This is a genomic window from Williamsia sp. Leaf354, assembly GCF_001424365.1.
Taxonomy (GTDB): domain Bacteria; phylum Actinomycetota; class Actinomycetes; order Mycobacteriales; family Mycobacteriaceae; genus Williamsia_A.
Map to the genome: position 1 here is coordinate 24,922 of NZ_LMPL01000003.1, position 12,461 is coordinate 37,382.

9 protein-coding genes are annotated in these 12,461 nt (G+C 68.0%); 4 read left to right on the forward strand and 5 right to left on the reverse strand.

Going from position 1 to position 12,461, the window contains the following annotated elements; all coding sequences use genetic code 11:
* Positions 1–65: 65 nt before the first annotated feature.
* Both ASG12_RS11680 and ASG12_RS11685 read left to right on the forward strand, forming a co-directional pair.
* On the forward strand, positions 66–1,241 hold the full coding sequence (locus ASG12_RS11680; RefSeq protein ID WP_082501925.1) for a DoxX family protein: 1,176 nt from the start codon (positions 66–68) through the stop codon (positions 1,239–1,241).
* 126 nt (positions 1,242–1,367) lie between these two features.
* Entirely contained in the window at positions 1,368–3,677 is a 2,310-nt protein-coding gene (locus ASG12_RS11685) for a HelD family protein (protein ID WP_055790725.1), read from the forward strand.
* 31 nt (positions 3,678–3,708) lie between these two features.
* Here the strand turns inward: ASG12_RS11685 and ASG12_RS11690 are convergent, their stop codons facing one another.
* Both ASG12_RS11690 and uvrB read right to left on the reverse strand, forming a co-directional pair.
* Positions 3,709–4,161, reverse strand: coding sequence for a universal stress protein (locus ASG12_RS11690; protein WP_045823010.1), 453 nt, complete (start codon positions 4,159–4,161; stop codon positions 3,709–3,711).
* A gap of 220 nt (positions 4,162–4,381) precedes the next feature.
* On the reverse strand, positions 4,382–6,535 hold the full coding sequence (gene uvrB, locus ASG12_RS11695) for an excinuclease ABC subunit UvrB (protein ID WP_055789671.1): 2,154 nt from the start codon (positions 6,533–6,535) through the stop codon (positions 4,382–4,384).
* A 69-nt stretch (positions 6,536–6,604) separates the two neighbouring features.
* On the opposite strand from uvrB, the gene ASG12_RS11700 reads away from it, so the two are divergent.
* Positions 6,605–7,183, forward strand: coding sequence for a DUF402 domain-containing protein (locus tag ASG12_RS11700; RefSeq protein WP_055789673.1), 579 nt, complete (start codon positions 6,605–6,607; stop codon positions 7,181–7,183).
* Here the strand turns inward: ASG12_RS11700 and coaE are convergent.
* The 3 genes from coaE to rpsA all read right to left on the reverse strand — a co-directional run bounded on the left by coaE (position 7,144) and on the right by rpsA (position 11,455).
* The gene (coaE, locus tag ASG12_RS11705; RefSeq protein WP_055789677.1) at positions 7,144–8,364 is read right to left on the reverse strand and encodes a dephospho-CoA kinase; all 1,221 of its coding nucleotides are present in this window, start codon (positions 8,362–8,364) and stop codon (positions 7,144–7,146) included. The two genes, ASG12_RS11700 and coaE, sit on opposite strands and share 40 nt — an antisense overlap.
* Positions 8,365–8,413: 49 nt before the next feature.
* Entirely contained in the window at positions 8,414–9,655 is a 1,242-nt protein-coding gene (locus ASG12_RS11710) for an MCE family protein (protein WP_055790727.1), read from the reverse strand.
* 318 nt (positions 9,656–9,973) lie between these two features.
* Positions 9,974–11,455 (reverse strand): 30S ribosomal protein S1, encoded by a 1,482-nt coding sequence (gene rpsA / locus ASG12_RS11715; protein WP_045823014.1) that lies wholly within the window; start codon positions 11,453–11,455, stop codon positions 9,974–9,976.
* A 199-nt stretch (positions 11,456–11,654) separates the two neighbouring features.
* Between rpsA and ASG12_RS11720 the strand changes: the two genes are divergently transcribed.
* Complete coding sequence (locus ASG12_RS11720; RefSeq protein ID WP_082501997.1) at positions 11,655–12,458, forward strand: class I SAM-dependent methyltransferase; 804 nt, start codon at positions 11,655–11,657, stop codon at positions 12,456–12,458.
* The last annotated feature ends 3 nt before the right edge of the window (positions 12,459–12,461 follow it).

Sequence of the window (12,461 nt, forward strand, 5' to 3'; positions counted from 1 at the left end):
GGCCCTGTGCCGCAGGTGACATGGATCCGTCACCTCTCAGAGCCCGCGTCCCGAGGAGGCCATCAGTGTTGATCCGCCGAATTGCCCGACCGATGCTCGCCAGCGTGTTCGTCGCCTCCGGCGTCACCGCGCTCCGGCATCCCGAACAGTTCGCCGAAACCGCGCGACCGTTCGTCAAGAAGTCCCAGCAGAACCTTCCCGACGACATCACCGATCCGCTGCCGTCGGACACCGAGACCCTGGTGCGCATCAACGCGGCGATCCAGGTCGGTGGCGGCGTCATGTTGGCCACGGGCAAGTTCCCGCGTATCGCGGCACTCGGCCTGGCCGGCTCGCTGGTCCCCACCACCCTGGCGGGCCACGACTTCTGGAACGAGTCGGACCCCGAGGCGCGCAACGCCGCCCTCGTCGACTTCCTCAAGAACGTCTCGCTCCTCGGTGGTCTCCTGATCACCGCGGTCGACACCGAGGGCAAGCCCTCGCTGGCGTGGCGGGGCAAGAAGGCCGCCGAGCACGCCGCGGACGCGGTGACCTCGTCGCTGCCGTTCACCGGCGACTCCGGTGGCGACACCCTCGAGCATCTCCGTTCGGTCGCCGCCGATCGTGCGTCGCACGTCGCCGAGATCGCCAAGGATCGTGGCCCCGTGGTGCTCGAGGCCGCACGCGAGCGGGCGACCCCGCTGGCCGAGGCCGCGGTCGACCGCGGCTCGAAGCTGGCCGAGATCGCCAAGGACAAGGCCACCCCACTGGCCGAGGCCGCCGCCGAGCGTGGCAGCGAGCTGGGTGAGAAGGCGGCGAAGGTCGCGCGCAAGCGGGCCGAGAAGGCCGCCAAGGTCGCCCGCAAGGAAGGCGACAAGGCGGCGAAGAAGGCGCGCAAGCGCGGTTCGAAGCTCGCCGACGCCGCACTCGACCGGGGTTCGGACCTCGCCGACACCGCCCGTCAGCGCGCACTCGATCTCGCCGATCAGGCCCGTGACCGCGGGTCCGATCTCGCCGACCAGGCACGCGACCGTGGTGCCGAGCTGGCCGATCAGGCCCGCGACCGTCGTGCGGAGTTCGCCGAGCAGGCGCGCGCCCGCAGCACCGAGCTGGCCGAGCAGACCCGCGCCCGCAGCGCCGAGCTGGCCGACCACGCCCGCGACCGTGCGGCCGATCTCGCCTCGACGGCCAACGACGAGGGCGCCAAGCTCTCGCGTCGTACGCGCAAGCGTGCCGAGAAGGCGGCGAAGAACCTTCGCTGAGAACACCGTTCGATCGATGACGGGGTGTGCCGGTGACCGACCATGCCGACACACCCCGTCGTCGTGACCGGGCCGGGACACGACGTACCCGCCCGGGCCGCATCACGAAAGGCACCCGACACATCCATGACCTGGATCCGGGAGAAGGACGCGACTAGTCCCGTCTCCGCCGCTGACGCGGCCGACGACGTATCGGGCTCCCCCGTCGCGTCCGAGCAGTCACACCTCGACGTCGTCTACGCCCGCCTCGATCGCATGCGCCAGTCGACCGGCCGACGTCTGCGCACCGCCCTCGTCGAATCCGACGGCACCCCGCAGTCACAGTCCGAGCGTGAGTCCTACGAGCGTATGTACTCCGACGACCTCACCAAATATGATGCGGCCGAACACAATCTGTACTTCGGGCGCCTCGATCTCGACGACGGCGAGACACGCCGCATCGGCCGTATCGGGATCCTCGACGACGACGAGCAGGACACGACACTGCTGCTCGACTGGCGGGCACCGCTGGCCCGCCCGTTCTACCTGGCCACACCCGCGGCACCGGACTCCGTGGCCCTGCGACGGCATGTCCGCACCCGTAACCGGCGGGTGGTGACGGTCAACGACGAACGCCTCGACTCCGGAGACCTCGACGCGACGAGTCGCGGCGACGTGGTGAACGAGGCCGCGTTGATCGGGGCCCTCAACGCCGCACGGACCGGCGAGATGACCGACATCGTCGAGACCATCCAGCGCGAGCAGGACATCATCATCCGGTCGTCGCACCGCGGGGTGACCGTCGTGCAGGGTGGCCCGGGTACCGGCAAGACCGCCGTCGCACTGCACCGTGCCGCCTATCTGCTCTACACCCACCGCGAGATCCTCGGCCGCAGCGGTGTTCTCATCATCGGCCCGAACGACGACTTCCTCCGTTACATCGGTCAGGTGCTGCCCTCGCTCGGTGAGACCGGCGTGCTGCTGTCGACCGTCGGGGATCTCTATCCCGGGGTGAGCGCGGACCGACCCGACGACCGCCACGCTGCCGCGGTGAAGGGTGATCTCGCGATGGTGGAGGTGTTGCGCACCGCCGTGCGCGAGGCGCAGATCCTGCCGACCGAGCCGGTCACCGTCCGATTCGACGGATACCCCCTGGTCATCGACCGAGCCCTCGTCAAACGCGCCCGCGGTCGGGCGCGGTCGAGCCGGCGACCTCACAACCAGGCCCGCCCGATCTTCCTGCGGTCGGCGCTCGACGCACTCGCCGAGCAGCACGCCACCCGTATCGGGTCGAGCACGATCGACGGTTCGCAGCTGATGAGTGCGGGCGACGTCGCCGACATCCGCGACGAGATGGAGCAGGATCCGACCATCCTGCGGGCGTTGGCACGGTTCTGGCCGCAGCTGACCCCCGATGGTCTGCTCCGCGAGGTGCTGAGCGATCCCGACCGGATCCGCGTCGCGACACCCGGCTGGGGCGCCGACGAGCGGGACGCACTGTGGCGGGATCCGCGGTCGGGCACCGGGTTCACCGTGGGCGATGTCCCCCTGCTCGACGAACTCGCCGAGATCATCGGCTTCGACGCAGGCGACGACGAGCGCGAGCAACAGGCACAGTGGCGTCGCCAACTCACCGAGGCGCAGGACGCGCTCGACATCCTCACCGGCTCGGCCCCGCAGGATCTCGAGGACGAACTCGACCCCGAGATCCTCATGGCGTACGACCTCATCGACGCCGAGCAGCTCGCGTCACGTCAGACCCGTCGACAGACGCTCACCACCGCCGAGCGCGCCCACGCCGATCGCACCTGGGCGTTCGGACACGTCATCGTCGACGAGGCGCAGGAGATCTCGGCGATGGGATGGCGGATGATCATGCGCCGCATACCGAATCGGTGGATGACGATCATCGGCGACACGGCCCAGACCGGCGACCCCGCGGGCACCAGCGACTGGGGATCGGTCCTCGAACCGTATGTCGCGGCCCGGTGGCGGCAACACGACCTGACCGTGAACTACCGCACGCCCGCCGAGATCATGGCCGTCGCGGCCGGCGTGCTGGCCGCGATCGACCCGACACGTACTCCCCCGACCTCGATCCGACGGTCGGGGGTCGCGCCGTCGGTGCTGCGCGTCTCGTCGGACGGGATCGTCGATGCCGCGATCACCGCGGACATCGCCGGGCACGACGCCGACGCGGCGGGGGTGAGTGCGATCATCGCACCGGACGGGATCGTCGACGAGATCGCCGCGGCGGCCGGCGCCGATGTGCGGGTGCTGGCCGTGACGGCCTGCAAGGGTCTGGAATTCGATCGCACGGTGGTCGTCGAACCGGCCGCGATCATCGCGCAGTCGCCCCGCGGCCTCAACGACCTCTACGTGGCACTCACCCGCGCGACCCAGCGTTTGACGCTCATCCACGCCGACGACCTGCCCGACTGCCTCACGCTCGACTGAGCGCGAAGGCCGTCGGGTGTCCGGCGAACGGTCAGACGGTGTGGACGATGAGGACGTCGCACGCCGACTTGCGTGCGACGTCGGCGGGCACCGAGCCGAGCAGTCGACCGGCGATCGAGTTGAGCCCCTTGTTGCCCACCACGAGCAGGTCGGCCTTGGTGTCGCCGACGAGCTGCAGAAGCGCATCGACGGGCGCGCCCTTCACCGGACGCGTGGAGATGTTCGCAGTGGCCGCACCGGCCTTCACCGCACGCTCGCGTGCGGTGCGCAGGATCTCCTCGGTCGGCGAGCTGCCGTGCACCTGGTAGGCCTCGTCCTTGAGGACGTCGGACATCGTGTTGACGTCCTTGTTCTCGTGCGGGAAGAAGGCGCACGCGATGACGAGCTTGGCCCGATCTCCAGCGATGCCGCCCGCACGCTCGACCGCCTTCATCGACGACTCCGACCCGTCCGTTCCGACGACAACTGTCTGGTACGCGCTCATCCATTCCTCCGTCTGTTTCACATCGGTGACCCTGCACCGAGGCGGCTCGCGCCGACGCTGTCCGGCGCCGCCGACCACCGGCTTCGATATCCGGACAATAGTTGCACGACAGAGCCTCTGTCGGGCATTCGTGTGTATCCCCACATCGTGTCGCCGACCGTTGTCGCCATCACCCGTGACCGGCACGGACCGGGGTCGATCCGGTCCGTGGCCGCCGGGATCAGCGGATGCCGGCGGCGTCCATGCCGCGCAGCTCCTTCTTGAGGTCGGAGATCTCGTCACGGAGCCGACCGGCGAGCTCGAACTGCAGATCTCGCGCGGCGTTCATCATCTGCGCCGTGAGCGAGGCGATGAGGTCGGCGAGCTCGGCGCGTGGCATGGCCGACACGTCGCGCTTCTCGATGACCCCGGCGCTGATCGACTTGCTGACCTCACCCTGCGCGCGACGACCACGACTGGCGTTGCGGCCCGAGCCACCGATCTCCACCGCGTCCTCGGCCTCGCGGTAGACCTGGTCGAGGATGTCGGCGATCTTCTTGCGCAGCGGCTGCGGATCGACACCGGCGGCCTTGTTGTAGGCGACCTGCTTCTCACGACGCCGATCGGTCTCGTCGATCGCGTTGCGCATCGAGTCGGTGATCTTGTCGGCGTACATGTGCACCTCACCCGACACGTTGCGGGCCGCGCGACCGATCGTCTGGATGAGGCTGGTGGTGCTGCGGAGGAAACCCTCCTTGTCGGCGTCGAGGATCGCGACCAACGACACCTCCGGCAGGTCGAGGCCCTCACGGAGGAGGTTGATGCCGACCAGGACGTCGTAGTCGCCACCGCGGAGTTGTCGCAGCAGCTCCACCCGGCGCAACGTGTCGACCTCGGAGTGGAGATACCGGACGCGGATACCCATCTCCAGCAGGTAGTCGGTGAGGTCCTCGGCCATCTTCTTGGTCAGCGTGGTCACCAACACGCGCTCGTCGCGTTCGGTGCGCAGGTTGATCTCGTGGACGAGGTCGTCGATCTGACCCTTGGTGGGTTTGACCACGACCTGGGGGTCGACCAGACCGGTCGGTCGGATGACCTGCTCGACGAACTCGCCGTTGGACTGACCCAGCTCATACGGTCCGGGGGTGGCCGACAGGTACACCGTCTGGCCGATGCGGTCGACGAACTCGTCCCAGGTCAGCGGACGGTTGTCGACCGCCGAGGGCAACCGGAACCCGAAGTCGACCAGGTTGCGCTTGCGCGACATGTCGCCCTCGTACATGCCGCCGATCTGCGGGACCGTGACGTGGGACTCGTCGATGACCAGCAGGAAGTCGTCGGGGAAGTAGTCGATGAGCGTGGCCGGCGCGGTGCCCGGTCCGCGACCGTCGATGTGTCTCGAGTAGTTCTCGATGCCCGAACAGAAGCCGACCTGGCGCATCATCTCCAGGTCGTAGGTGGTGCGCATGCGCAGGCGCTGCGCCTCGAGCAGCTTGCCCTTGCCCTCGAGGTCGGCCAGGCGCTCGGCGAGTTCGTCCTCGATGCTCGCCATGGCGCGTTCCATGCGCTCGGGTCCCGCCACGTAGTGGGTGGCGGGGAAGATGCGCAGCGTGTCGACCTGTCGGACCACGTCACCGGTGAGCGGGTGCAGGTAGTAGAGCGCCTCCACCTCGTCGCCGAAGAACTCGATGCGGACGGCGAGCTCCTCGTAGGACGGGATGATCTCCACGGTGTCGCCGCGCACACGGAAGCTGCCGCGGGTGAAACTCATGTCGTTGCGGCTGTACTGCACGTCGACGAGCAGGCGCAGCAGGGCGTCGCGGTCGACCTCCTGGCCGACGTCGAGGTGGATCGAGCGGTCCATGTACGACTGCGGGGTACCGAGGCCGTAGATGCACGAGACCGACGCCACCACGACGACATCGCGGCGCGAGAGCAGACTCGAGGTCGCCGAGTGTCGCAACCGCTCGACGTCGTCGTTGATCGACGAGTCCTTCTCGATGTAGGTGTCGGTCTGGGCGATGTAGGCCTCGGGTTGGTAGTAGTCGTAGTACGAGACGAAGTACTCGACGGCGTTGTTGGGCAACATGTCCCGCAACTCGTTGGCCAGCTGCGCGGCGAGTGTCTTGTTCGGCGCCATCACCAGGGTGGGGCGCTGCACCTTCTCGATGAGCCACGCCGTGGTCGCCGATTTACCGGTACCGGTGGCACCGAGCAGGACGATGTCCTTCTCCCCCGCGCTGATGCGCTGTTCGAGCGCCGCGATCGCCGCCGGCTGGTCACCGGCGGGTGAGTGTTCGCTGACCACCTCGAAGGCGGCCTCGGACCGTTCGATGTCGCCGACGGGTCGATGCTCGGAGTGGGCGACGATGGGGTGTTCTGCCGCGAAAGCCATGTGCTCCAGAGTAGGCGCGGGGTCCGACAATCGCGCCGATCGTCCCGGGCTCCGCTACCCTCCCGTCCCATGGACGGCTCGGGGTCGGCGGGTGTGCACCCGCCCAAACGCGAGGTGTTCGACGTGCCCGCCATGACCAACACCGACAACAAGGGCGTGGTGCGTCCGGTGCGGACGTACACCGAGACGTCGTTCGGTCTGTACATGTCACGGACCGCCGACCACCCCCGGTTCCACCATCTGGAGTCGTGGCTGCTGCCCGCCCTGGGGTTGCGGGCCAGCATCTTCCACTTCACAGACGGCCACCGGACCGGACAACGCCTCTACCTCGACGTCGGCTGCTTCTCCGGTCCCGACGCCGACGGACGCTGGCACGCCGAGGACTGGTATCTCGACCTCGTGGACGTGCCCGGGACACCTCTCGAGCTCATCGACGTCGACGAACTGGTCGAGGCCCACGCCGCCGGGCTGCTGTCGACGACCGAGACGGTGCGCGCGGTGGAGATCGCGACGGCCGCGCTGGTGGGCTGCGCCGAACGCGACCACGACGTCGACCGGTGGTTGGCCGAGGTCGGTGCGCCGTTGCGCTGGCTCGACGAACGCGCGGGTCAGTCGGGGGCGCCGACGTCCGACATCACGCGCGGATAGACCTCGTCGAACCAGGGTTCCTTGGCTTCGACATACGCGGTCGCGTCGCCCCACGCCGACGCCTCCGCGGACCGTTTGACCGCGAGATACTCCGATCGCAGGTCCGCATCGGCGATCAGCCGATCGCGGAACGCGACGGCGAACCGCGCGTTGGCCGAGCCCTCCACACGGACATGGACGTTCGCGTGCCGGCCGGGATCGGCGGCGACGTGCAGCGCCTTCACCCAGTCCTGCGAGTCAGCGGCCTCGGCTCCACCGCCTGCGGCGGGCTTGTCCGGGTCGCCTGCGGCGGGCTTGGGCCGGTCGCCGTCGATGCCCTCGACGCGGGGGAAACCGCCGTCGGCGAGCAGGTCCGCGAGGGCCGCGATGCCCTCGACGTCGGCGACGGTCACCTGCAGGTCGATGACGTCCTTCGCATCGAGTTCGGGGACCGCCGTCGAACCGATGTGCTCGACCCGGATCGCCTTGTCGCCGCACACCGCCTGCAGGCGATGCACCAACCTGCGTCCCTGACGTGCCCAGGTGGGGTCCGCCGGCACCAGCGCCACGGATCCACGTGCCGCACGCGTGCGCGACCGCACGTTGGCCTCGTACGGCACCAGACGCTCGTCCCAGAGTCGCGCGGCCACGTCGGCCAGCGCCTCGGCGGTGCTGCTGTTGTCGAGCCAGACGTCGGCGACCTCGCGTCGCTGATCGACCGATGCCTGGGAACGGATGCGCGCGCGGGCGTCGTCGGCATCCATGCCGCGCAGCTCGGTGAGACGCTGCACCCGCAGGGCCTCGTCGGCGTGGACGATGACGACGAGGTGGAAGAACGGGGCCATCGAACCCTCGACGAGCAGCGGGACGTCCTGCACCACCACGGCGTCGTCGGGTGCGGCCTGCAGCATCTCCCAGGTCCGCGCACCCACGAGCGGGTGCACGATCGCATTGAGGCGCTTGCGTTGTTCCTCGTCGACGAAGGCCTTCGCCGCGAGCGCCGGCCGATCCAGATCGCCGTCGACAGTGAGGATGTCGTCGCCGAACGCCTCGACCAGAGCGGCGAGACCGTCACTGCCCTTCGCGACGACCTCACGGGCGATGACGTCGGCGTCGATGAGATAGGCGCCGCGTTCGGTGAACGTGCGTGCGACGGTCGATTTGCCGGCGCCGATGCCGCCGGTCAGGCCCACTCTGATCACGGCGACCAGTCTGTCAGAACCGGCGGGAGGCCCGGCAGCGTACGGCGAGCTACCGGGACGTCACGCCGAGCAGGTAGGACAGCTGGGTGGCGAGCGGGTTCAGGTTGAGCTTGTCGGGGTCCTTCTTGGGAATGCGATCCCAGGGCTGGGCGACGCCGGGATCGGCGAATCGTGCGTTCTGGGCACCCCGGACGTCGGTCGGATTCCCCTGCGCCACAGCACATCGTGCGTCGCGATTGAACGCGAAGTCGTCGTAGTCGATGTCGAAGTTCGGGTTCTTGCGCTTCTCGGCGGCGATGATCGCCTGCGTTCCCTCGTATCCGACGGTGCAGTCGGGTGGGTTGTTGGTCTCCAACACGGTCCCGAAACGAATCGTCCCGTCGCCCGGGGCGGTGGAGTAACTGCCACTCGACAGGGAGGACAGCATGTTGATCGCCGGCCCCACGAGCGGGAACGTGCCGCGGATGTTGCGGACGTCGGTGGCGAGGTTGCGCAGCACCGAGGTCAGATCGCCGCCGCTGCGCTCGATGAGGGCCGCGATCTGTGTGGCGCTGGTCTGTCCCGTGGTCAGCAGGCGACGCAGGTCGGGATCGCTCGTCGCGAGCTGCGCGGTCACCAGGCCCAGATTCTTCGACCAGTCCAGGATCGCGTCGGACTGATCGGCCTGCGTCGACAACACCGTGTCGCTGTTGCGGATCAACGAGATCGTCGCCGGGAGATTGTCGTTTCCCGACTTCGACAGGTTCGCCAAGGAGTCCACCAGCACCCGCAGGTTCTCACCGTTGCCGTTGAACGCCTTGCCGAGCTCGGTGATCACCGTGTTCAGATCGCTCAGCGGCACCGAATCGGTGAAGTCGACCGCCGAGGCCAGCACGTCCTGTACTGGGGTCGGGATCGACGTGTCGGAGATGACCGACCCGTCCTTCAGATACGGGCCACCGACACTCGAGGGACGCAGATCGACGTACTGCTCACCGATCGCCGACCGGTTGGCCACCACCGCCTGCGCGGTCGCCGGCACCTTCGGTCCACCCGAATCGAGGTTCAACGCGACACGGACGCCGTCGGGACGCAACTGCAGCGACCCGACGCGACCGACCGGGACACCCTGGTAGGTGACCTCGGCGTTGGTGAAGATCCCGCCGGAGTCTCGGAAGTCAGCGTTCACGGTGTAGATCCCGACTCCGACGAGGTTGTCGATGCGGGCGTACTTCACCGCCAGCACGACGCCGAAAAGGGTCGCCACGACCACCAGGACGATGATCTGCCGTACCTGGAACCGGCTCACCATGTTCACAGCGTCGCCACCTCATCCTCTCGACGGTCGCCTGCCGAGGGTCGTGGTGTCACCACGTCACGCGTGCGCCGGGAAGAACACTGTCACACAGGATCTGACGTTTTCAACGCTCGATGGCACGGTTGGCGGCGTCCGACCAGTCGCGTTCGCCACCTCGACGGCGTCGATGTGACACGGGTCACCGACATGAGGTCGAGGGTCGAACCAGCGGCGATCAGCATTGCCCATCGCAGACCGGTTCGACCGTGCAGACGACCGTGGGCCCCTCCTCGTGATGAGGAAGGGCCCACGGCCGAGACGTGCGATCAGCGATCAGGCGTTGCCGGACAGCTTCTCGCGCAGTGCTGCGAGCTGCTCGTCGCTGGCGAGCGAACCACCCCGTGCCGGCGCGGCTGCACCGGTCGAGGAGGAGCCACCCTCCGACGGGCCGGCCGAGGCCGACTCCGACGAGTAGTCGGTCGGGGCGTTGGCCGCCTCTTCCGCTGCCTTGGCGAACTTCTCGATCTGGGCGGTGTGCATCTTGTGGCGACGCTCGGCCTCGGCGTACCGCTGCTCCCAGGCCTCACGCTGCTTCTCGAAGCCCTCGAGCCACTCGTTGGTGTCGGGGTCGAAGCCCTCGGGGAAGATGTAGTTCCCCTGCTCGTCGTAGCTGTCGGCCATGCCGTACTTCGAGGGGTCGAACTCCTCGGTGTAGTCCTCGTTGGCCTGCTTGAGGCTCAGCGAGATGCGACGACGCTCGAGGTCGATGTCGATGACCTTGACCATCGCGTCGTCGTTGACCGCGACGACCTGGTCGGGCACCTCGACGTGGCGCTCGGCCAGCTCCGAGATGTGCACGAGGCCCTCGATGCCCTCTTCCACGCGGACGAACGCACCGAACGGGACCAGCTTGGTGACCTTGCCGGGCACGATCTGACCGATCGCGTGGGTCCGGGCGAACTGACGCCACGGATCTTCCTGGGTCGCCTTGAGCGACAACGACACACGCTCGCGGTCGAGATCGACGTCGAGCACCTCGACGGTGACCTCGTCACCGACGGCGACGACCTCGGACGGGTGGTCGATGTGCTTCCACGACAGCTCGGAGACGTGCACCAGACCGTCGACGCCGCCGAGATCGACGAACGCACCGAAGTTGACGATGGACGACACGACGCCCTTGCGGACCTGACCCTTGGCCAGCTGGTGCAGGAACTCGCTGCGGACCTCGGACTGGGTCTGCTCGAGCCATGCACGGCGCGACAGGACCACGTTGTTGCGGTTCTTGTCGAGCTCGATGATCTTGGCCTCGATCTCCTTGCCGATGTACGGCTGCAGATCGCGCACGCGACGCATCTCCACCAGCGACGCCGGGAGGAAGCCACGCAGACCGATGTCGAGGATGAGACCACCCTTGACGACCTCGATGACGGTGCCCTTGACGGCCTCGTCCTTCTCCTTGAGCTCCTCGATCGTTCCCCAGGCACGCTCGTACTGCGCGCGCTTCTTGGAGAGGATCAGCCGACCTTCCTTGTCCTCCTTGGTGAGGACGAGGGCTTCGACAGCATCGCCGACGTTGACGACCTCGTTGGGGTCGACGTCGTGCTTGATGGACAGCTCACGCGAGGGGATGACGCCCTCGGTCTTGTACCCGATGTCTAGCAGGACCTCGTCGCGGTCGACCTTGACGATGGTTCCCTCGACGATGTCGCCATCGTTGAAGTACTTGATCGTGGCGTCGATTGCGGCGAGGAAATCCTCGGCAGTGCCAATGTCGTTGATGGCAACTTGCGGCGAGATGATGGTGGACGGCATATGTTGGGTTGCTCCGGACAGTGTCGTAGTAGGGGTGATCGTGCGGGTTGTGGTCCGATGAGGACATGACTTCCCACGCGGGCGTGGGCACGCGCGTGACTCAGGCTACGCCAGGCGCTGTGTCCTGGGCAAATGGCCTCGATCGCCCTCCGACACGCCCCCTTCCGGCATCGCCACGACGCATTGTCCGGGTGTGCAGGTGAACAGACCGACCACACGTGTTCGGCCCGACTCGGCCGCCAGTGAGGACGCCAACCGACGGTGGTGGGACTCCGACGCCGCGAGCTATCACGCCGAGCACGGCCGCTTTCTCGGTGCCGACTCCCCCGAGGGCGAGTTCGTGTGGTGTCCCGAAGGGCTGCACGAAGGTGACGCCGGACTGCTCGGCGACGTCTCCGGGTGCGATGTCCTCGAGGTCGGTTGCGGGTCGGCCCCGTGTGCGCGATGGCTGGTCGGTCAGGGCGCGCGGGTGGTCGGTCTCGACGTGTCGGCGGCGATGCTGCGCAGCGGCACGGTCACACCGGGATCGGGCGGGCCATCGCTGGTGCAGGCGGGTGCGGAGAACCTCCCCTTCGCCGACGCCTCCTTCGACATCGCGTGCTCGGCGTTCGGCGCCGTGCCCTTCGTGGCCGATTCCGCGCGGGTGATGGCCGAGGTCGCCCGGGTCCTGCGGCCCGGGGGTCGGTGGGTCTTCGCCGTCAACCATCCGGTGCGCTGGATCTTCCCCGACGACCCCGGTCCGGTCGGCCTCACCGTCGCCATCCCGTACTTCGACCGGTCGCCGTACGTCGAGGTCGACGACGACGGGACGGTGACCTACGTCGAACACCACCGGACCATCGGTGACCGCGTCCGCGAGATCCGGGCGGCGGGGTTGGTGCTCGACGACATCGTCGAACCGGAGTGGCCGGAGTGGCTCGAGCAGGAGTGGGGGCAGTGGAGCCCGCTCCGCGGTCAGTACTTCCCCGGCACCGCGATCTTCTGCTGCACCAGACCCGCCTGACCG

Coding starts and splice junctions, on each gene's coding strand:
- ASG12_RS11685 (WP_055790725.1), top strand. CDS start 1,368: ATGACCTGGATCCGGGAGAAGGACGCGACTAGTCCCGTCTCCGCCGCT.
- ASG12_RS11690 (WP_045823010.1), bottom strand. CDS start 4,161: ATGAGCGCGTACCAGACAGTTGTCGTCGGAACGGACGGGTCGGAGTCG.
- uvrB (WP_055789671.1), bottom strand. CDS start 6,535: ATGGCTTTCGCGGCAGAACACCCCATCGTCGCCCACTCCGAGCATCGA.
- ASG12_RS11700 (WP_055789673.1), top strand. CDS start 6,605: ATGGACGGCTCGGGGTCGGCGGGTGTGCACCCGCCCAAACGCGAGGTG.
- ASG12_RS11710 (WP_055790727.1), bottom strand. CDS start 9,655: ATGGTGAGCCGGTTCCAGGTACGGCAGATCATCGTCCTGGTGGTCGTG.
- rpsA (WP_045823014.1), bottom strand. CDS start 11,455: ATGCCGTCCACCATCATCTCGCCGCAAGTTGCCATCAACGACATTGGC.